Source organism: Microbacterium sp. Z10_103 (genome assembly GCF_058310455.1).
Map to the genome: position 1 here is coordinate 1,211,251 of NZ_JBZEGK010000001.1, position 20,658 is coordinate 1,231,908.

Annotated in this window: 20 protein-coding genes; 3 read left to right on the forward strand and 17 right to left on the reverse strand. The window is 69.3% G+C overall.

The features are described from left to right. Positions 1-34 precede the first annotated feature (34 nt). The 13 genes from nusB to AC4FS2_RS05710 all read right to left on the reverse strand — a co-directional run bounded on the left by nusB (position 35) and on the right by AC4FS2_RS05710 (position 12,690). Positions 35-445 carry a transcription antitermination factor NusB gene (gene nusB, locus AC4FS2_RS05650; protein ID WP_491152960.1) on the reverse strand — a complete coding sequence of 137 codons (411 nt, stop codon included), beginning with the start codon at positions 443-445 and terminating at the stop codon, positions 35-37. A gap of 18 nt (positions 446-463) precedes the next feature. Further along, positions 464-1,024, reverse strand: a complete 561-nt coding sequence (gene efp / locus AC4FS2_RS05655; protein ID WP_491152958.1) for an elongation factor P — start codon at positions 1,022-1,024, stop codon at positions 464-466. Between the two features lie 88 nt (positions 1,025-1,112). Continuing rightward, positions 1,113-1,571 carry a type II 3-dehydroquinate dehydratase gene (aroQ, locus tag AC4FS2_RS05660; RefSeq protein ID WP_491152956.1) on the reverse strand — a complete coding sequence of 153 codons (459 nt, stop codon included), beginning with the start codon at positions 1,569-1,571 and terminating at the stop codon, positions 1,113-1,115. A gap of 135 nt (positions 1,572-1,706) precedes the next feature. Next, entirely contained in the window at positions 1,707-2,780 is a 1,074-nt protein-coding gene (gene aroB, locus AC4FS2_RS05665; protein ID WP_491176593.1) for a 3-dehydroquinate synthase, read from the reverse strand. Further along, positions 2,777-3,310 carry a shikimate kinase gene (locus AC4FS2_RS05670; protein WP_491176596.1) on the reverse strand — a complete coding sequence of 178 codons (534 nt, stop codon included), beginning with the start codon at positions 3,308-3,310 and terminating at the stop codon, positions 2,777-2,779. The genes aroB and AC4FS2_RS05670 overlap by 4 nt, the downstream gene beginning before the upstream one ends. Then, entirely contained in the window at positions 3,297-4,526 is a 1,230-nt protein-coding gene (gene aroC, locus AC4FS2_RS05675; protein WP_491176598.1) for a chorismate synthase, read from the reverse strand. Before aroC ends, AC4FS2_RS05670 begins: the two co-directional genes overlap by 14 nt. A 4-nt stretch (positions 4,527-4,530) precedes the next feature. Beyond that, positions 4,531-5,385, reverse strand: coding sequence for a shikimate dehydrogenase family protein (locus tag AC4FS2_RS05680; protein ID WP_491176600.1), 855 nt, complete (start codon positions 5,383-5,385; stop codon positions 4,531-4,533). Then, on the reverse strand, positions 5,355-6,803 hold the full coding sequence (gene mltG, locus AC4FS2_RS05685) for an endolytic transglycosylase MltG (protein WP_491176602.1): 1,449 nt from the start codon (positions 6,801-6,803) through the stop codon (positions 5,355-5,357). Before mltG ends, AC4FS2_RS05680 begins: the two co-directional genes overlap by 31 nt. A 1-nt stretch (position 6,804) precedes the next feature. Beyond that, entirely contained in the window at positions 6,805-7,278 is a 474-nt protein-coding gene (gene ruvX / locus AC4FS2_RS05690) for a Holliday junction resolvase RuvX (protein ID WP_491176605.1), read from the reverse strand. After that, complete coding sequence (alaS, locus tag AC4FS2_RS05695; protein WP_491176607.1) at positions 7,275-9,941, reverse strand: alanine--tRNA ligase; 2,667 nt, start codon at positions 9,939-9,941, stop codon at positions 7,275-7,277. Before alaS ends, ruvX begins: the two co-directional genes overlap by 4 nt. A 64-nt stretch (positions 9,942-10,005) precedes the next feature. After that, positions 10,006-10,320, reverse strand: coding sequence for an ATPase (locus tag AC4FS2_RS05700; protein ID WP_491176610.1), 315 nt, complete (start codon positions 10,318-10,320; stop codon positions 10,006-10,008). Positions 10,321-10,424: 104 nt separating this feature from the next. Then, positions 10,425-11,054, reverse strand: coding sequence for a 30S ribosomal protein S4 (gene rpsD / locus AC4FS2_RS05705; protein WP_491152939.1), 630 nt, complete (start codon positions 11,052-11,054; stop codon positions 10,425-10,427). 301 nt (positions 11,055-11,355) lie between these two features. Then, positions 11,356-12,690: a replication-associated recombination protein A gene (locus AC4FS2_RS05710; RefSeq protein WP_491176612.1), complete on the reverse strand. Its 1,335-nt coding sequence runs from the start codon at positions 12,688-12,690 to the stop codon at positions 11,356-11,358. 109 nt (positions 12,691-12,799) lie between these two features. Between AC4FS2_RS05710 and AC4FS2_RS05715 the strand changes: the two genes are divergently transcribed. The 3 genes from AC4FS2_RS05715 to AC4FS2_RS05725 all read left to right on the forward strand — a co-directional run bounded on the left by AC4FS2_RS05715 (position 12,800) and on the right by AC4FS2_RS05725 (position 15,129). Continuing rightward, positions 12,800-13,111 carry a dioxygenase gene (locus AC4FS2_RS05715; RefSeq protein ID WP_491176615.1) on the forward strand — a complete coding sequence of 104 codons (312 nt, stop codon included), beginning with the start codon at positions 12,800-12,802 and terminating at the stop codon, positions 13,109-13,111. A 98-nt stretch (positions 13,112-13,209) separates the two neighbouring features. Beyond that, a complete protein-coding gene (locus AC4FS2_RS05720; RefSeq protein ID WP_491176617.1) occupies positions 13,210-14,475 on the forward strand; it encodes a DUF349 domain-containing protein in 1,266 nt (421 codons plus the stop codon). 90 nt (positions 14,476-14,565) lie between these two features. Next, positions 14,566-15,129 (forward strand): type IV toxin-antitoxin system AbiEi family antitoxin, encoded by a 564-nt coding sequence (locus tag AC4FS2_RS05725; RefSeq protein ID WP_491176619.1) that lies wholly within the window; start codon positions 14,566-14,568, stop codon positions 15,127-15,129. Here AC4FS2_RS05725 and AC4FS2_RS05730 read toward each other — a convergent pair. From AC4FS2_RS05730 to AC4FS2_RS05745, 4 genes are read right to left on the reverse strand one after another with little or no spacing between them, the layout of a single operon-like run. Next, a complete protein-coding gene (locus AC4FS2_RS05730) occupies positions 15,108-17,360 on the reverse strand; it encodes a RelA/SpoT family protein (RefSeq protein WP_491176621.1) in 2,253 nt (750 codons plus the stop codon). The two genes, AC4FS2_RS05725 and AC4FS2_RS05730, sit on opposite strands and share 22 nt — an antisense overlap. A 57-nt stretch (positions 17,361-17,417) precedes the next feature. Beyond that, the gene (gene secF, locus AC4FS2_RS05735) at positions 17,418-18,419 is read right to left on the reverse strand and encodes a protein translocase subunit SecF (RefSeq protein ID WP_491152927.1); all 1,002 of its coding nucleotides are present in this window, start codon (positions 18,417-18,419) and stop codon (positions 17,418-17,420) included. Beyond that, positions 18,419-20,140 carry a protein translocase subunit SecD gene (secD, locus tag AC4FS2_RS05740; RefSeq protein ID WP_491152925.1) on the reverse strand — a complete coding sequence of 574 codons (1,722 nt, stop codon included), beginning with the start codon at positions 20,138-20,140 and terminating at the stop codon, positions 18,419-18,421. Before secD ends, secF begins: the two co-directional genes overlap by 1 nt. A gap of 33 nt (positions 20,141-20,173) precedes the next feature. After that, the gene (locus tag AC4FS2_RS05745; protein ID WP_491152924.1) at positions 20,174-20,611 is read right to left on the reverse strand and encodes a preprotein translocase subunit YajC; all 438 of its coding nucleotides are present in this window, start codon (positions 20,609-20,611) and stop codon (positions 20,174-20,176) included. Between the last annotated feature and the right edge of the window lie 47 nt (positions 20,612-20,658).

Below are 20,658 nucleotides of genomic sequence, written 5' to 3' on the forward strand. Positions count from 1 at the left end.
GGCCGTGAGGTCGAGCCCACCGGAGCGACCGCGGTCAGCCGGCGCGTGAAATCCGGCCCAGCACTCCATGCACGAAGGCGCCGGAGTCGTCGGTGGAGAACTCCTTGGCGAGCTCCACGGCTTCGTCGATCGCCACGGCGGCCGGCACGGCGTCGTTGTAGAGGATCTCCCACGTGCCGATCCGCAACAGCGCGCGATCGACGGCGGGCATCCGGGCGAGCGACCAGTCCTTCGCGAACGTGGTGATCTGCTCGTCGATCGCGTCGGCGTTGTCGATCACGCCGTCGACGATCTCGCGGGCGTAGAGCCAGGACGCTTCGCGGGCGGGTTCACTCGCGGCGCGCTTGGCTTCCGCTGCGAGCACCGTGCCGAGTTCCTCCCCACGGACGTCGGCGGAGAAAAGGATGTCGAGGGCGCGCTTACGCGCCTTCGTGCGAGCACTCATCGAAACGTCGGCGGCGCGTCAGCTGACGCGGCCGAGGTAGTCGCCGGTACGGGTGTCGACCTTGACCTTGGTCCCGGTCTCCAGGAAAAGCGGAACCTGGATCTCGTAACCGGTCTCGACGGTGGCGGGCTTCGTCCCCGCCGAAGAGCGGTCGCCCTGAAGCCCGGGCTCGGTGTAGGTGATCTCCAGCACGACGGATGCGGGCAGCTCGACGTACAGCGGGTTGCCGTTGTTCAGCGCGATCTGGACCTGCTGGTTCTCCAGGAGGAAGTTCGAGGCGTTACCGACGACCGTGGCGGGGACGGTCAGCTGGTCGTAGTCCTCGACGTCCATGAAGACGAACGCCTCGCCGTCGTTGTAGAGGTAGGTGAAGTCGCGGCGGTCGACGTTCTCGATCTCGATCTTCGCCCCCGCGTTGTAGGTGCGGTCGACGGTCTTGCCGGTGACGACGTTCTTGAGCTTGGTGCGGACGAACGCGCCGCCCTTACCGGGCTTGACGTGCTGGAACTCGATGACGTTCCACAGCTGTCCGTCGATGCTGAGGACGACGCCGTTCTTGATATCTGCGGTGGAGGCCATGGGGGAAGAGGGTCCGTTCGTCGGGGTGCGGGGCCGAACGCGGCCCGGCACAGCATTCTACGGGATGCGGCGCCCTCCCCCGCGGGCGTCAGCCCTCAGCCTGCCCGGTGATCACGTCAGACAGCAGCGCGACGGCGCGGGCGTAGCCGGGCACGCCTTCCCCGATCACATGGACGACGGCGATGTCCGCGATGTAGGAGTGCTGGCGGAACGGCTCGCGCGCCGACAGGTCGGAGATGTGCACTTCCGCGACCGGAAGCGCGACCGCGGAGAGGGCGTCGCGAAGCGCGACCGAGGTGTGGCTGTAGGCGCCGGCGTTGATGATGATGCCGGCGCAGTCCTCCCGCGCCTCGTGTATCGCGTCGATGAGGACGCCCTCGTGGTTGCTCTGCACCGCACGGATCGTGAAGCCTCGCTGGGCAGCGGCATCGGCCGTTGTCCGCTCCACATCGGCGAGGGTGGCGGTGCCGTAGATCTCCGGCTCTCGCGTGCCGAGCAGATTGAGGTTCGGGCCATTGACGAGGAGCAGGCGGCGGGCGGTCGTCACCGCTGCACACTACCAGCGGCCCGCACGCGCCAGCTCCCGAGAAACGACGATCCGGACGAGACGGGATGCGACGCGGCATTTCTCATCCGGATTGTCGTTTCTCGCGCGGCTGCGGCGCGCGGCGCGCGCGGCGGGCTACGCCGCGATCTCCTGGTAGGCGGCGAACAGCAGCGATTCGTCCGGCGCCTGGAGCACGGTCGGGCGGGCGAGGTCGTCGAGCACGATGAAGCGCAGCATCCCCCCGCGGCTCTTCTTGTCGCGCTGCATCGTGGCCAGCAACTGCGGCCACGCCCCCGCGCGATAGGTCATCGGCAGACCGAGCGCGCCCAGGATGTCGCGGTGGCGCTGCACGACCGCGTCCGGGAGGCGGCCGGCCAGGCGGGAGAGCTCGGCGGCGAATGTCATGCCGACCGAGATCGCGGCGCCGTGACGCCAGCGGTACCGTTCGGCATGCTCGATGGCGTGGCCGAGGGTGTGGCCGTAGTTGAGGACTTCCCGAAGCCCCGCTTCGCGCAGGTCTTCGCCGACCACCCGAGCCTTCATGTCGATGGCGAGTTCCAGCGTGCGCCGGAACGCCTCCCCGCGCGGGTCGACGACGGCGACGGGGTCGGCCTCGATGAGATCGAGGATCTCGGGGTGCCAGATGAACCCGGCCTTCACGACTTCGGCGTACCCGGCGGTCCGCTCGTTGGGCGAGAGCGAGTCCAGCAGATCGAGGTCGCACACCACCGCGGACGGCGGCCAGAACGCGCCCACGAGGTTCTTCCCCTCCGCGGTGTTGATCCCGGTCTTGCCGCCGACTGCGGCATCCACCATCCCGAGTACCGTCGTCGGCACCTGGACGAGGGCGACGCCGCGCAGCCAGGTCGCGGCAACGAACCCGGCGAGGTCGGTCACCGCTCCCCCGCCGAATCCGACGACCACGTCGGTGCGCGTGAAATCTGCTTGACCGAGGACCTGCCAGCAGAACGCCGCGACCTCGATGCGTTTGCCCTGCTCGGCGTCGGGGATCTCGGCCAGCAGCACCTCGCGATCGGCCAGGAGCGACTGCCGCAACTGTTCGGCACGCTCGGCCAGCGTCGGGGGGTGCACGATCAGTACCTTGCGTGCCGCGGGTGGAAGAACCGCCCCGAGGCCCGCGACCAGGCCGCGGCCGACGGTGACGTCGTAGGGGGTGGTGCCGGTGACGGGGATGGTCGTGGTGCTCATGGTGTGCTCGATCCGGTCGGGGTGGACGCGTGGGTCCAGCGGACGACGGCGTCCACGACGGCCTGAAGCGGGCCGCGGGAGGTGTCGAAGGTGACGTCGGCCGCGGCTTCGTACAGCGGGCGGCGGGCTTCGAAGATCTCGGTCCAACGCGCGAGCGCGTCGCCGCTGCCGCTGAGCAGCGGGCGCGAACCGTCGCGGATGCGGTGGACCACCACGTCCGGTTCGACCGTGAGGAAGACGACGCGGCAGGTGGCGAGGTCGTCGCGGGTGTCGGGGTGAAGCACCGCACCCCCGCCGAGAGCGATCACGCCGCCGGAGGCGAGGCTCTCGCGGACCGCGTTCCGCTCGAGGCGGCGGAACCCGTCCTCGCCGTGCTCTGCGAACAGCGCCGGGATCGGTCCGTGTGTGCGGGCGATGACAGCGTCGCTGTCGGTGAACGGGACGCCCAGCTGCTTGGCGACGCGACGGCCGATGCTGGACTTACCCGCCCCCATCGGTCCGATGAGAGCGATCGTGTCAGTGGGAGCCATCGGACGCGGCGAGCGTCGCGTCGCTGGCGGAGGTTGTCCGCAGCGACGGAGAGACGGCGTCGAGGTACGACAGCAGGTTGCGACGGGTCTCTCCGACGCTGTCGCCGCCGAACTTCTCCAGGACGACCTCGGCGAGCACGATCGCCGTCATCGCCTCGGCCACGACGCCGGCCGCCGGCACGGCGCAGACGTCCGAGCGCTGATGGTGGGCGGCCGCGGCCTCGCCGCTGGCCACGTCGATCGTGCGCAGCGCGTGCGGCACGGTGGCGATGGGCTTCATGCCCGCGCGCACCCGCAGCACGGTTCCCGTCGACATCCCGCCCTCGGTACCGCCGGCCCGGTCGGTGGCTCGTGCGATTCCCTCCGCGGTGGCGAAGAGCTCGTCGTGCGCCTGCGATCCGCGACGGGTGGTCGTGACGAAGCCGTCGCCGACCTCCACGCCCTTGATGGCCTGAATGCTCATGAGCGCCTGCGCGAGCTTGCCGTCCAGACGCCGGTCCCACTGCACGTGCGAGCCCAGCCCTGGGGGCAGCCCGTACGCCAGTACCTCGACGACACCGCCGAGGGTGTCGCCGTCCTTGCGGGCGTCATCGACCTCCGCGACCATCCGGGCACTGGTCTCGGCGTCGAAGCAGCGCAGCGGATCGGCATCCAGGGCGTCCACGTCGCCAGGGGCGGGGATGACCGCATCCTCCGGAACGCGCACCGGGCCGATGGACAGGGTGTGGCTGACCAGGCGGATCCCGAGTTCGGAGAGGAAGGCGCGGGCGAGCGCTCCCAGCGCCACGCGGGCGGCGGTCTCGCGGGCGCTCGCGCGCTCGAGGATGGGGCGGGCTTCGTCGAAGTCGTACTTCTGCATGCCGACGAGGTCGGCGTGGCCGGGACGCGGCCGGGTGAGCGCTGCCCCGCGGCCGCGGGACTTCTCGGTGAGTTCGACCGGCTCCGGGCTCATGACCTCGACCCACTTGGGCCATTCGGTGTTACCGATCCGCAGCGCGATGGGGCTGCCCAGGCTGAGGCCGTGACGCACGCCGGAGGAGATCGTCAGCTCGTCCTCTTCGAACTTCATCCGTGAACCGCGTCCGTATCCGAGCTTGCGCCGCGCGAGGTCCGCGCGAATCCCGTCGGACGAGATCGGAACGCCGGCGGGAAGACCCTCCATGATGGCGACCAGTTCGGGGCCGTGGGATTCGCCGGCCGTGAGCACGCGGAGCATTCGTCTAGTCTCCCATGAGCGCTCGGCGCATCGCGGCCAGCACGGCGGGTTCGCCGGGCAGGGTCAGTTCGGGGTCGCCGGAGACGAAGATGCGCACCTGCAGGAGCGCCTGGTGCAGCAGCATCCCGAGTCCTGAGTGCGCTGTGCCACCGGCCGTCTCCCATGCCGTCGCGAGCGGGGTGGGCCACTGACCGTAGACGACGTCGACGAGGACGCCGCCGGCCGCCGCGAAATTCTCCGCCGCAGCGCCGAGGTCGATCCCGCCCGGAAGCGTGGCCACCGTCACGTCGACGGCGTCGGGGTTCTTCTCGTCCAGGCCCACGGGGGTGACGCGGACGCCGAGCGCTTCGCCGAGACCGATGAGGGCCGCGGATGCTTCCCGCCGACGTGCAGCGACGTCCACCCGTCGGACGCCCAGTTCCGAAAGAGCGACGAGCGCGGAGGTGGCCGTCGCGCCCGCGCCGAGGATCCGCGCGGTGGCCGCCTCCGACACGCCTTGCTCGGTGAGGCTGAGCACGAGCCCACCGACATCCGTGTTGAACCCGCGGATCCGGTCGTCCAGCAGCAGCGTGTTCACCGCTCCGGTGAGCTGGGCGCGGCGGTCGAGGTCGGTCGCGGCGCGGGCCGCTACGGATTTGAGCGGCATCGTCAGCGACAATCCCCGCCACGTGGAGTCCCGTTCGGCGAGGGCGTCGTCGAAGCCGCTCTCGGTGACCTGGCGTCGCCCGTACTCCCAGTCCAGTCCGAGCACCGCGTAGGCCGCCGAGTGCAGCAGCGGCGAACGGCTGTGGGCGATCGGGTCACCCCAGACGGCGAGACGCGTTCCGGTCAGCATCCCGAGTCGGGGTGGTCCTTGCACCAGTTGACCCACTGGTCCACCGCCGCCTGATGCTCGTCGGCGTTCGTGGTGAACACCGTCTCCCCCGTGTCGAGGTTCACCGTGACGAAGAACAGCCACGGCCCCTCCGCCGGGTTCATGGCGGCATCGATGGCCAGGTCGCCCGGGTTGGAGATCGGTCCGGAGGGCAGCCCGTCCACGACGTAGGTGTTCCACGGGTTCTCGTCGAACTGCGCTTCGCCCGACGTGCTCGCCGAGCCCTCGTGCAGCTCTCCGTATCCGTACTGAGCTGTGGAGTCCATCTGGAGCTTCATGCCCTCATCGAGGCGGTTCTGGATGACCCGCGACACCTTGTAGAAGTCGTCCTCGAACCGCGCCTCGCGCTGGATGATCGACGCGACCGTCAAGACGCGCTGGCGCTCCTCCGCCGGAACGCCGGCGGTGTCGAGCGATTCGACGGTGCGATTGACCATCCGGGCGACGACATCGGTGGCCGTCACACCCGGGTCGAAGGTGTACGTGGCGGGAAACAGCCAGCCCTCGAGCGAATCGGCGGCCACGCCGTAGACGGCGGGGTCGGCCACCGCCGACTGCAGATCTTCGATCGGCATCCCCATCTGCTCGGAGATCGCCTCGATCGTCTGCTGCACGGTGAGCCCCTCGCGCAGCTGGGCGGTGTTCTCGAGCTTGTTCGCGGGGTCGCGGAGCGCTTCGAGCACGGCCGGGGACGTCATCTCCAGCTGCAGGCGGTACACGCCCGGCTGGAAGGTGAAGCTCACGGAGTTCTCCACCATGTAGTCGTAGAGGGACGTCGGCGTCTTGGTGACGCCGGCGTCGAACAGCTTCTGCGAGACCGGGGCGCCGGTGTCTCCCGCAGCGACCGTGATCTGCGTCTCACCGTGGGCTTGACCTGCCTCGAAGTCATCGACCGTGGTCCCCGCGAAGAACCCCTCGATCCGCTCGCTGAAGGTGTTCCACGCCCACACACCGCCCCCGACTGCGCCGCCGATGAGGGCCAGCACCACGATCAGGGCGACCCACCCGCCGACGCGACGCCGCTTCTTGGGCCGCGGTGGCGGGGCGCCGATCTCCTCGGCCGTCCGCTCGCCGGTGAACAGATCCTCGAGGGTGCCGGCGCGAGCTGCGCGCACGGGGGCGCCCGGGCTGCCGGCGGTCGCGCCCACGGTGGCCGGTTCGCGCACAACGACCGGCTCGTCGCGGGGGGTGGGCTGAGGTTCGCGGGGCGCGGGGATGGGCTCGTGGTCCGTCGCCGGTTCGGGGGCGCGCGGCGGGGTGACGCCGCCCGAGCGGGCCGCACGGGCGGCGCGCCGCGACGGCGGAACCGACGAGTCCTCACCCGATCCGTGTCGGCGCGGGTCGGGCAGTTTTCCGTAGAGATCCGCGAACGGGTCGTCGAATCCGGACGTGTTGTCGGGCATGTCAGGCGGGCTCCTGTCCCGAAGGTACCGCGACTCCGGCCGGGTTGCCGGAGCGTCTCTCCACATCGAGCGCCTGTTGCAGGAGTACAACGGCGGCGACTTGGTCCACAATGCTACGAGAACGACGCTGGGAACGCCCGGCGGAGCGCAGGACGTCGTGTGCGCTCACCGTACTGAGGCGCTCATCGATCAGCCGCACCGGGGTGCCGGATGCCGCCGCGAGGTCGGCCGCGAACGTTCTGGCGTCGGTCGTCGAGGGCGTGTCGTTGCCACTCAGGTTCGTGGGCAGCCCGACGACGAACTCGAGAGCCTCGTACTCGGTCGCGAGTTCACGGAGCCGGGCGATCGTCGCCTCCGATCGCGTCACAGTCTCGACCGGCACCGCGAGGAGGCCGTCGGGGTCGCTCCGGGCGACACCGACACGCGCCTTCCCGACGTCGATCCCGAGCCTGATGCCGCGGCGGATGACCGTCACTCCCCCGTCGAAGCCAGTTCCGCGGTCACGGCGTCCAGCGCACGAGGCAGCGCGGCAGCATCCGTGCCGCCGCCCTGCGCGACATCGTCGCGTCCACCGCCGCCGCCGCCGAGCACCGCCGCGGCGGCCTTGGCGAGCACACCCGCCCGCGCGCCGGCGGCCCGTGCCGCGTCGTTGGTCGCCACGACCACTGTGGCGCGGTCGCCGAGCGTCGCACCCAGCGCCACCACCGCGGGCGCGGAGCCCATCCGGTCACGCACCTGCAGGGCGAGCGACCGGACGTCGTCCGCGGAGGACGCCGCGCCGATCGACTGGGCGACGACCCGCACGCGTCCGGCGGAAACGGCGCTCTCGGCCAGCTGCGGAACGCGGTCGGCCAGGGCGCGGGACTCGAACTGCGCAATCCGCTTCTCCGCCGCCTTGAGACTGGCGGTGAGCTCGGCGATGCGAGCGGGCAGCTGTTCGCGCGGGGTCTTCAACGTCGACGTCAACTGCGAGACGATCGCGCGTTCGGCGGCGAGGTCACGGAACGCGTCCAGGCCCACGAGGGCCTCCACGCGCCGATTGGATGCTCCCACCGACGACTCGCCGACGAGATTGATCAGACCGATCTCGGCGCTCGAGGAGACGTGCGTTCCCGCGCACAGTTCCCGAGACCACGGGCCACCGATGTCGACCATGCGCACGGTGTTGCCGTACTTCTCGCCGAACAGCGCCATGGCGCCCAGCTCGCGCGCCTGATCCAAGGGAAGCACGCGCGTGGTGACTTCGAGATTGTCGCGCACGGCGTTGTTGGCGATCTCCTCGATCTCCGAACGGGTCTCGGGCGAGAGCGACTGCCCCCACGAGAAGTCGAACCGCAGGTATCCGGCACGGTTCAGCGAGCCCGACTGGGTCGCGGACTTCCCGAGCGTGTCACGGAGGGCCGCGTGCACGAGGTGCGTCGCGGAGTGGGCCTGACGCGCGGCGCGACGGTTGGCGGCGTCCACGACCGTGGTCGCGGCCTCGCCGACGGCGACCTCCCCCGTCGTGACCTGGACGGTGTGGCTCACCAGACCCGGCACGGGCTTTTGAACGTCGAGCACCTCGAGCTCGTAGCCCGGTCCGATGATGGCACCCTTGTCGGCCACCTGGCCGCCCGACTCGGCGTACAAGGCGGTCTCGGCGAGGATCACCTCGGCCACCTGCCCGGTGCGCGCCCGGTCGACCGAGATGCCGTCGACGAGCACGCCGAGCACACGGGACTCCGCCTCCAGGTCGGTGTATCCGGTGAAGACGGTCTCACCGAGAGCGCGGAAGTCGCGATAGACGCTGTGATCCGCGATCGCACGCTTGCGCGACTTGGCGTCGGCCTTCGCGCGATTGCGCTGCTCGAGCATCAGGGTGTCGAACGCGGCGCGGTCCACAGACAGCCCCGCCTCCTCCGCGATCTCCAGCGTGAGGTCGATCGGGAAGCCGTACGTGTCGTGCAGGAGGAACGCTTCCGGACCGGAGAGGGTCGTCCCGCCGGTCTGCTTGGTGTCTTCCACCGCGAGGTCGAGGATCGTCGATCCGGCGGCGAGGGTGCGCAGGAACGTCTCCTCCTCGGCAACCGCGTACTGCGAGATGCGCTCCCAGTCGGTCTCGACGACGGGGTAGGCGTCCTTCATCGCGTCGCGGGATGCGGCGAACAGCTCGGGGAAGCTCGGAGCATCCACCCCCAGCAGCCGCATCGCCCGGACGCTGCGGCGCATGAGGCGACGCAGGATGTACCCGCGCCCGTCGTTGGACGGAGTGACGCCGTCGGACAGCAGCATGAGCGAGGACCGCACGTGATCGGCGATCACCCGGAAACGCACATCGTCTTCGTGGTCGGCCCCGTAGCGGCGTCCGGACAGTTCGACGGCACGGTCGAGAACGGGACGCACCTGGTCGGTCTCGTACATGTTGTCGACGCCCTGCTTGATGAACGCGACGCGCTCGAGACCCATGCCGGTGTCGATGTTCTTGGCGGGGAGTTCGCCGATGATGTCGAAATCGATCTTCGAGCGCACGTTGTTGATCGCGTACTGCATGAAGACGAGATTCCAGATCTCGGTGAACCGATTGTCGTCCACCGCCGGACCGCCCTCGCGGCCGTACGCGGGGCCGCGATCGAAGTAGATCTCCGAGCACGGACCGGCGGGCCCCGGCTGGCCGGTGGACCAGTAGTTGTCCTCCCGGCCCAGGCGCTGGATGCGGTCAGCGGGAAGGCCCGCGATCTTCTGCCACAGCTCGGCGGCTTCGTCATCGTCCTGGTAGACGGTGACCCACAGGTCGCGTTCAGCGAAACCCAGACCGCCGTCCGACTCCGAAGAGGTCAACAGCTCCCACGCGTAGGAGATGGCGCCTTCCTTGAAGTAGTCGCCGAACGACCAGTTGCCGAGCATCTGGAAGAACGTGCCGTGCCGGGCGGTGTGCCCGACTTCTTCGATGTCGTTCGTGCGGATGCACTTCTGCACATCGGCCGCCCTCGAATAGGGCGCCGGCACGACACCGGTCAGGTAGGGGATGAACGGCACCATCCCCGCGACGGTGAACAGCAGCGAGGGGTCGTCGGTGACGAGCGAGGCCGACGGCACGATTGTGTGGTCGTTCTTCTCGAAGAAATCGAGGTAACGCTGGGCGATCTCAGCGGTCTTCATGCATCGGGTCTTTCGGGAGGCGCGGGCGCCCAGCCCGGTCGAGCCGGGCGGTGGCGGAGGGGGTTCAGGCGGTGGTGCGGGGGCTGTCTGCAGCGCCGAGCGAGGGTTCGGGAGTGGTTCCCGGCACGGATGCCGCGGCGTCGGCGGCCTGCTGTGCGACCGCGTCGGCGGCCTCAACGGCGGCGACCCTCGCCTCGGACAGGGGGTGGGAGAAGCGCGCCTCCTGGTCGCGGTAGGCGGAGCCGATGCGGTCGGTGAACTCGCTGATGCGCGAGTCGATCTGGGCGAGCACCTCGTGACCGCGAGGATCCCTGTTCACGAAGTGGGCGACCGTGACGCCACCGGCAACGCCGAAAAGGAACCAGAGCAGGCTCTTCACGATCTCACTCCTCGGATCGGGCCGCGGGCGCGGCATCCCTTCATCGTAGACGGCATACGGCGAAGGGCGCCGGGTGACCCCGACGCCCTCCACGCGTGCAGTGCTTAGCGCGCCGCGTAGTACTCAACGACGAGCTGCACGTCACACGTGACGGGCACCTCGGCGCGCTTCGGGCGACGGACGAGCCGCGCCTGCAGCTTGTCGAGCTCGACCTCCAGGTAGCCCGGAACGGGGGGCAGCACCTCGGCGTGCCCACCAGCGGCGGCGACCTGGAAGGGCTCGAGGCCTTCGCTCTTGGGCTTGACGTGAACGACCTGGCCCGGCTTCACGCGGAACGACGGGCGGTCGACGAGCTGGCCGTCGACGAGGATGTGGCGGTGCACCACGAGCTGGCGGGCCTGGGCGGTCGTACGGGCAAGACCCGAGCGGACCACGATGGCATCCAGTCGCATCTCGAGCAGCTCGACCAGGTTCTCACCGGTCAGGCCGTCGACGCGGCGGGCCTCGTTGAACGCGATGCGCAGCTGCTTCTCGCGAATGCCGTACTGCTCGCGCAGACGCTGCTTCTCCCGCAGACGGACGGCGTAGTCGCTGTCCTGCTTGCGCTTGGTGCGGCCGTGCTCACCCGGAGCATACGGGCGCTTCTCGAGGTACTTGGCTGCCTTGGGGGTCAGCGCGATGCCGAGCGCGCGTGACAGGCGGACCTTACGGCGGTCCTGGGACTTCGTTGCCACGAAGGGTTCCTTCCGAATACGTGGCCGCGCACTTCGCGGCTCACGGACGTATCAACCCCTTCCGCCCGTCCGGTTCGCACGCCGGGGCGCGCCGTACGGTGATACAGGAAGAGGGGGATGCCCGAAAACTCTGTTTCGAGCCGATCTAGTCTAACAGAGCCCGGCTTCCGCCCCGCGGTGAGTGGGCCGCTGCCCCCAGCGATGACCGGCGCACCGGGCCCGGATCAGGAGATGTGGCGTAGCCAGGCTGATTCCGCGTGGTTCGTCCTGTGTCCGCGGTATCGCCTGATCTGGATAACGGTCACGAGCCGTCGACGATGCGGCGGATCTTCTCCAGCCGCGCCGCCACATCGCGTTCCTGGCCGTGGTTGGTGGGCTCGTAGTATCGCCGCCCGCGCAGCTCGTCGGGCAGGTACTGCTGCGCGACGATGCCGATCTCGCTGTCGTGCGGGTATCGATAGCCCTTGCCGTGTCCGAGACGCTTCGCGCCGGGGTAGTGCGCATCGCGCAGGTGCATCGGCACGCGGCCGAAGCCGCCCGAGCGCACGTCGGCGATCGCGGCGTTGATCGCGTTGTAGGCCGCGTTCGATTTCGCCGTCGTCGCCAGGTACGCGGTCGCCTCGGCCAGCGGAATACGCCCCTCCGGCATGCCGATGAACGCCACGGCGTCCGCGGCGGCCACCGCGATCTGCAGCGCCTGCGGGTCGGCCAGTCCGATGTCTTCCGAGGCCGAGATCACCAGGCGCCGCGCGATGAAGCGCGGGTCTTCACCGGCCTCGATCATGCGGGCGAGGTAGTGGATGGCAGCATCCACGTCGGATCCGCGGATGGACTTGATGAACGCGCTGATGACGTCATAGTGCTCGTCGCCCTGCCGGTCGTACCGGAGCAGCGCGCGGTCCACGGCCTGCGCGATGTGCTCTGCGGTGACCACGGCCGGCACGTCGTCATCGCCGTCGTCGGCGGCGACGGATGCGGCCGCCTCCAGCGCGGTGAGCGCCCGGCGCGCGTCGCCCGAAGCCAGTCGGATCAGCGCCGCGCGGGCTTCGGGCTCGAGGGTGACTGCCCCGTCGAGTCCGCGCGGATCGGACACGGCCCGGTCGATGAGGAGCCCGAGGTCGTCGTCGCCCAGCGGCCGGAGCGTGAGGAGGAGGGAGCGCGACAGGAGCGGCGAGATGACGGAGAACGACGGGTTCTCGGTCGTCGCGGCGATGAGGACGACCCATCCGTTCTCCACACCCGGCAGGAGTGCATCCTGCTGCGCCTTGGTGAAGCGGTGGATCTCGTCCAGGAAGAGGATGGTCGACTGCCCGTACAGGTCGCGCTGGTTCAATGCGTCCTGCATCACCTCGCGGACATCCTTCACACCCGCCGTCACGGCCGACAGCTCCACGAAACGTCGCCCCGACGAACGGGCGATCGCCTGGGCGAGGGTGGTCTTGCCTGTTCCCGGTGGTCCCCACAGGATCACCGAGACCGCGGTCGCCGCGCTCGACACCTCGGCCGACGCCAGCGCGACGAGGGGCGAGCCGGGGCGCAGGAGATGTCCTTGGCCGGCGACGTCGTCGAGCGAGGTGGGTCGCATCCGCACGGCCAGAGGCGTCTGCCCACGGAAGAGCGCGGCAGAGGAGGTCACTCCCCCAGGCTATCCGGGGCTACCGACACGGCGCGCGCGCTTTTGGCCGTTGCCCACAGCCCTGCGTAGGATGCTTCGCGCCCGGGAACACCGGGCGAGGGAGGATGCTGTGGCCACGGGCGGCAAGGATCGCGAGACGCGGGAAGCACGTGAGCGCGCGCGGGTGTACCAGGCACGTCAGCAGCTCCATCTGGCGCAGTCCCGGCGCCGCCGGCGCGACAACCTTCTCGCGGGAGTTCTCGGCGGGCTCGTGATCCTCGGGGCGGTCGGCGGCCAGACGGCCTATTTCATGGCCGGTCCCGGCGCCCCCGAACCTTCGCCGAGCTCCAGCCCGAGTGCGCCCGCGACACCCTCCGTCGGGCCCACGCCGGGTGAAACCCCGGCGATGCCCACCGAGGGTCCCGCGACACCGACCCCGTAGCCGGCTCCCCGCAGACGCTCTGCGCACCGGCCGCGTCACGTACTAGGCTCGACCCCGTCCCCAACCGAGGCGGCCCGAGCCGCGATGAGGTGCAATCCGTGACTGCCGACGCCGAGACTTCCGACACGACCCGTGACCCCCAGCCGGCCTGGGGCCGCGTCGACGACGACGGCACCGTATCGGTCCGCGAGGGTGACAGCTGGCGTGTGGTCGGCCAGTTCCCGGACGGCACGCCCGAAGAGGCGCTGGCGTACTTCGAGCGGAAGTTCACCGACCTCGCCGGCGAAGTGACGCTGCTCGAGGCCCGTGTCCGCCGCGGCGGCGCGCCCGCCGCCGACCTCCGCTCCACCGCCGCAACGCTTCGCACACGCATCGCGGATGCGGCGGCTGTCGGAGATCTCGAGAACCTCCGCACGCGCGTCGATGCACTCACCGAGACTCTTGCCGAGGCGACCCAGGCCGAGTCCGCTGCCGCGAAGGCGGCCGTGGAAGAGGCCACCCGCGAGCGGACGGCGATCGTCGAAGCGGCCGAGGCGCTTGCTGCCCGCGACCCCGAGACGGTGCAGTGGAAGCAGGCGTCGACGGAGATGACCGAGCTTTTCGACCGCTGGCAGACCCACCAGCAGAACGGTCCTCGACTGCCGCGCGCGTCCGCGCAGCAACTCTGGCGACGCTTCCGCGACGCGCGGTCCACGGTCGATCGGCACCGCCGCGAGTTCTACGCCAGCCTGGATCAGACCCACAAGGCCGCCCGTGACACGAAGACCCGGCTCGTCGAGCGGGCCGAGGCGCTGGCTCCGCGCGGCGAGGACGGCATCGGTGCGTACCGTGACCTGCTCGACGAGTGGAAGAACTCCGGCCGCGCGGGCAAGAAGCTGGACGACGCCCTGTGGGCGCGGTTCAAGGCCGCCGGTGATGCCCTCTACGGCGCCCGCGCCGAACGCGAGGCCGCCGACACGGAGGCGTCGAAGGAGAAGATCGAGGCGAAGCGCGCTCTTCTCCTCGAGGCCGCTCCGATCGTCGACGAGCGTGACATCGCCCGCGCGCGGTCCCTCCTGACCAACGTTCAGCGCCGCTGGGACGACATCGGTCGGATCCACCCGCGAGAGATCGAGCGGCCGCTCGACGACGAGCTGCGCAAGATCGAGCAGAGCGTACGCACGCGCGAGGACGCCGACTGGAAGCGGAACAACCCCGAGACCAAGGCGCGCGCGAACGACATGACGCGCCAGCTCACCGACGCGATCGACAAGCTCGAGGAAGAGCTGGCCGATGCTCAGGCGCGCGGAGACAAGCGGGCCGAGAAGGACGCGCAGGACGCCCTCGAGGCTCGACGTACGTGGCTGCGCGCCGTCGGAGGCTGACCAGCCCTCCCCTGCCGCGCCCCCGCGCCGGTTGTCCACAACCGGTCTCCGCGGCCGTGTCGGCGCGGCCCGGTCGGCGAGACTTCGGGGGTGGCGTCACCGTTCATCTACTTCGCGGGCAGCCGGCTGTCTCGAGCCGAGCTTTCCGCGGCGTGCCTGGACGGTGACGTCATCGCCCTCGGCGAGGCCTTCGTGCCCGCCGATGTGGTCGAAACCGCGGCTCTGCGCGCGGCGAGTCTCGCAGAGATGCTCGGAGCATCCCTGGCCGCGTCGCACCTCAGCGCTGCCTGGATCTTCGGCGGCATCGACGATCCGCCGACCCGGCATGGTGCGCAGCGCGCTGTCGGACGTCGGCTTCACCACATCATCGACCGCCGCCTCGTCTATCACGACTCGTTCGTGCCGCCGGAAGACCTCGTCCAGGTCGGCGGCGTGCGGGTGACGAAGCCCGCTCGGACGCTCGCCGACCTGGCGCGCGCACCGACCGAGGCGCACGTCCGCGCGTTGCACTCCTGGGTGAGCCGTGACGCGTCCGCCGTGCGTCTCGCGCGGGAGTGGTTCGCCGAGCGGCCCCGCATCCCCAACCGACGGCGAGCCGAGCTGCTGCTGGCCGCGACCGACGAGGCGGTGGGTCAGGAGGACGTCACGCGGTAGACGTCGTAGACGGCGTCGATGCGACGCACCGCGTTGAGCACGCGGTCGAGATGCACCGTGTCGCCCATCTCGAAGACGAAGCGGCTGATGGCGAGGCGGTCGTTGGTGGTCTGCACGGTGGCGGAGAGGATGTTGACGTGGTGCTCGCTCAGCACGCGGGTCACATCGCTGAGGAGCCCGGAGCGGTCCAGTGCTTCCACTTGGATGTGCACGAGGAACACGCTCTTCGACGTCGGCGCCCAGTCGACGTCGATCATCCGCTCAGGGTCCTGCCGGAGCGAGCTGACGTTCGTGCAGTCCGCGCGGTGCACCGACACGCCGCTCCCCCGGGTCACGAAGCCGACGATCTCGTCGCCGGGCACCGGGGTGCAGCACTTGGCGAGCTTGACGAGGATGTCGGGGGCGCCACGCACGAGCACGCCCGCGTCGCCATCGCGGGGGGCCTTGCTGCGGCCCACCTGTGGGAGATCGATCGGCCCGGTCGTGGGGTCGCTGGCGCCGACGAGCGCGGTGACCTTCTCGATCACCGACTGCGTCGAGACGTGGCCTTCACCCACGGCCGCGTACAGCGCGGAGACGTCCTCATAGCGCAGCTGGTGCGCGACCTCCGTGAAGGAGTCCTGGTTCATGAGCCGTTGCAGGGGCATGTTCTGCCGCCGCATCGCGCGGGCAATGGCTTCCTTGCCCTGTTCGAGCGCCTCTTCGCGGCGCTCCTTGGTGAACCACCCGCGAATCTTGTTGCGCGCCCGTGTGCTCTGCACGAAGCCCAGCCAGTCCTGGCTCGGGCCGGCGTCGGGATTCTTGGAGGTGAAGACCTCCACGACATCGCCGCTCTTCAGTTCCGACTCGAGCGGCACCAGGCGGCCGTTGACCTTGGCCCCCATCGTGCGGTGACCGATCTCGGTGTGCACGGCGTAGGCGAAGTCGACAGGCGTCGCACCGGCGGGGAGGCCGATGACGCGCCCCTTCGGTGTGAAGACGTAGACCTCTTTGGCCCCGATCTCGAAGCGGAGGGCGTCGAGGAACTCCCCCGGGTCGGCCGTCTCGGCCTGCCAGTCGGAGATGTGCGCAAGCCACGCCATGTCGGTGTCGGCCGCCTTGCCGTCGGCTTTACCGCCGTTCATCCGCTCTTTGTACTTCCAGTGCGCGGCGACACCGTACTCCGCCTGCTGGTGCATCTCGTTCGTGCGGATCTGGATCTCGACCGTGCGGCCGCCCGGGCCGATCACGGTGGTGTGCAGCGACTGGTAGAGGTTGAACTTGGGCGTGGCGATGTAGTCCTTGAATCGCCCGGGCAGCGGAGTCCAGCGCGCATGGATGGCGCCCAGCACCGCGTAGCAGTCGCGCACGGTGCTCACGAGCACGCGAATCCCGATGAGGTCGTAGATGTCGTCGAACTCGCGCCCCCGAACGACCATCTTCTGGTAGACGGAGTAGAGCTGCTTGGGGCGCCCTATGACGCGCCCGCGGATCCGAAGTTCGCGGAGGTCGGCGTCGACGGATGCGATCACGTTCTGCACGTACTGCTCGCGCTGCGGCGTGCGCTGCTTCACGAGGCTCTCGATCTCGGCGTAGAGCTTCGGGTGCAGGACCGCGAAGGACAGCTCTTCGAGCTCGGACTTGATCGCCTGGATGCCGAGGCGGTGCGCGAGCGGCGCGTAGATCTCGAGCGTCTCGGTCGCCTTCTTGGCAGCCTTCTCGGGGGGAACGAATCCCCACGTGCGGGCGTTGTGCAGCCGGTCCGCCAGCTTGATGACGAGGACCCGGATGTCGCGGGACATCGCCACGATCATCTTCCGGACCGTCTCGGCCTGTGCGCTCTCGCCGTACTTGACCTTGTCGAGTTTGGTGACGCCGTCGACGAGCATGGCGACTTCGTCGCCGAATTCGGCGGCCAGTTCGTCCAGCGGGTAGCCGGTGTCTTCGACGGTGTCGTGGAGGAGCGCGGCGGCGATGGCCTTCGGGCCGAGGCCCAGGTCGGCGAGGATCTGCGCCACCGCGAGCGGGTGGGTGATGTACGGCTCGCCGCTTTGGCGCTTCTGGCCTTCGTGCAGGGTTTCCGCGACGGCGTACGCGCGCTCGATGATCCCGAGATCGCCCTTGGGATGATGCGTGCGAACGGTGCGCAGCAGCTGGTCGACCCCGTCGCGCTTGGCCGAGCGGGAGAAGATCCGCGGAACCAGTCGTCGCAGCGAGGAGGTCTGTGCGACCGGGGGCGCGGTTTCGGTCATCCGGTCACCTCCCCTGTTCGCTTCGACGCGACCATCTTACGCCAGCGCCGCAGGGGCTCAGGCCGGGGCGACGGCGCGCGAGCGGGCCTCCAGGACGCGCGCGTCGCGCTCTTTGATGCGCGGCTCGTTCTCGCGCAACAGCGAGTACAGCGGCGCCGCCACGAACAAGGTCGAATAGGCCGCCACGATGGTGCCGACGAAGATCGACAGCGAGATGTCGCTGAGCGTACGGGCTCCGAGCCAGATCGCGCCGATGAACAGGATCGCACCGACGGGGAGCACCGCGACGACCGTCGTGTTGATCGAGCGGATCAACGTCTGGTTCACGGCGAGGTTGACCGATTCGCCGAAGGTGCGGCCGGAGATCTCGCCGTCGTCACGGGTATTCTCGCGGACCTTGTCGAAGACGACCGTGGTGTCGTAGAGCGAGTACGACAGGATCGTGAGGAATCCGATCACCGCCGCCGGTGAGATCTCGAACCCCGCAAGCGCGTACACGCCGATCGTGATGACGAGCACGTCGACGAGCCCGACGATGGCGGCGACCGACATCTTCCAGGTGCGGAAGTACAGGGCGAGGATGAGGAAGGTGAGGGCGAGGAAGATCGCCAGGCCCCACAGCGACTGCCGGGTGACGTCGGCCCCCCATGTGGGACCGATGAACGATGCGGTGACCTCGCTGGTGGAGACGCCGTAGACGTCCGCGAGGGCGGCGACGATCTCCTGCGTCTGGGCGTCGTCCTGTCCCCCGTCGAGGAGTTCGGTCTGCACGCGGACGGCATTGTCGCCCACGGTCGTCACGCGCGCCGTCGCATCCGGCACCACCGACTGCACCGCCTCCGACGCGAGCGACTGATCCGGCGAGCTCAACCCCGACACGGTGAACTGCGAACCGCCGGTGAACTCGATCGACAACTGCACCGGCCGGATGAGAGGCACGAGGGCCGAGCCGATCACGAGGATCGCCGCGATGATGAACCACAACCGGCGACGCCCGACGAACGGGAACGAGGTCTTGCCGGTGTAGAGGTCGTTTCCGAGCTGACCCATGGTGCGCATCAGTCGTCGCCCTTCTTACCGGCCGTCGGCGTATCGCCGCGCGAGCTCCTGGATGCGGCCAATTCGGCCTGCTTGCGCTCCGCGATGGTCTGGCGGCGCTGCGCCTCACCGCGCGATCGAGCTGTCCGGGCGCGGTCCGCCACGACGGGCGCGCGGAACTCGGCTCGCCCGCGGTACACGGCCCCGAGCGCCGCAGGATCCATGCCCGACAGCGGGTGTCCCGAGCCGAAGAATCTCGTGCGGGCCAGCAGCTGCATCACCGGGTGGGTGAACAGGATGAAGATGAGGATGTCGATGGCGGTGGTGAGCCCGAGCGTGAAGGCGAAGCCCTTCACGGTCGCGTCGGCGAGGACGTACAGCACCACCGCCGCCAGGATGTTGATCGACTTCGAGATGTAGATCGTGCGCTTCGCGCGCGCCCAGCCGTCTTCGACGGCGCTCGTGATCGACTTCCCGTCGCGGAGTTCGTCTCGGATGCGTTCGAAGTAGACGATGAACGAGTCGGCTGTGAAGCCGATCGTGACGATGAGGCCCGCGACGCCCGCCAGTGAGAGGCGGAAGCCCATGCGCCAGGCGAGGATGCACAGCGTCACATAGGTCAGCACGGCCATCACGGCGAGCGAGGCGATGATCACCGTGCCGAGGGTGCGATAAACGAGGAGCGAATAGATCGCCACGAGAGCGAGACCGATGAGGCCGGCGATGAGGCCGATCTGCAACTGCTGCGAGCCGAGAGTGGCCGAGACGGTGTCGGAGCTCACCACCGTGAAGCTCAGCGGCAGCGCCCCGTATTTCAGCTGGTCGGCGAGGGCCTTCGATGACTCCTGCGTGAAGGATCCGCTGATCGACGGGTTGCCGTCGAGGATGGTCCCGTTCATCTGGGGCGCCGACAGCACCGAACCGTCGAGCACGAACGCGAACTGATTCAGCGGCGGAGTGGCCCCGTAGAGGCGCTGGCTGATCTTTCCGAAGACGGAGGTGCCTTCGTCGTTGAAGTCGAGGTTGACGACCCAGCTGCCGTTGTTGGGATCGACCCCGTTGGTGGCGTCGTCGATCGACGTACCGTCCAGCTCCACCGGGCCGAGGATGTACTTGACCGATCCGTCAGCGCTGCACGTGATCAGCGGCTGGTCCGCGGGCGCATTGGCGGGGTCGTTGTCCGGGTTGGCGCAGTCGTAAGCGAGGAACTGGGACTGCAGAGCCGGGGTGATCCAGGCCTGGTCGCTCCCGCTGGTGGGCGCCGCCGTCGGTGTGGCCGGCAGAGCGGGATCGGCCGAGGGGTACGGAGTTTCCTGGCCGTCCTCCCCCACGAACGTGTTGGCCGGAGCACCGGTGAACAGCACCGCGCGCAGCTGGAGCTGAGCGGCGGCCTGGATGCGGTCGCGCGTCTCCTGGTCGGCTTCGCCGGGAATCTGCACGACGACGTTCCGGCCGCCTTCGCTGGCTACATCGGCCTCACCGACGCCCGTCGCATCCACGCGCTGTCGGATGATCGTGACCGCCTGCGCCAGTTGCTCCTCCGTGGGCGCGGCACCATCCTCGGTCTGCGCCTGCAGGATGATCTGCGTGCCGCCCTGGAGGTCGAGCGCGAGTTCCGGCGTCCAGGAGCTCTGGTGGAAGACATACACGCCGAGCGCGTTGATTCCGAAGAGCACCGCCGTGATGGCGAGCAGTCCGGTCAGCGCGCGCCAGGCGTGACGAACGGGGGTGGAAGGCGCCACGAATTCGGCTCTCTGTACGTCGAACGGGAGGAATCAGGCCTGGGGCTTGTCCTTGGACTCGCCGTCGAGACCGCGTGCACGCTTCTGGTCATCGCTGATCGAGGTGATGTCACCCTCGGCGACGCCGGCGACGTACTCGGCTTCGCTCTCCTCCGCCTCGATGAACTCGTCGTCGGTGACCACGCCCTCCGCGGGATCGACGATGCGCAGGATCGCCTGGCTGTGCACCTTGATCTCGACGCCCGGTGCGATCTCCACGCGAGCGGGCCGGTCGAGGTTGTCGGGGTCGTACTCGACGATCGTGCCGTAGAGGCCGCCCTGGAGGAGAACCTCGGCCCCGGGGACCGTCTGGCGCGCCTTGGCCTCCTGCTCGGCCTTCTGCTTCTGCATCCGACGACGCGAACTCCAGAACATGAAGACCAGGAGGAGGACGAGCAGGATGATGAGCCCGTAATCGGCGAGGAATTGCATTGGTCGGGCACCTTTCGATTTCGGCGCGCCGCTGCGGTACTGCCTTC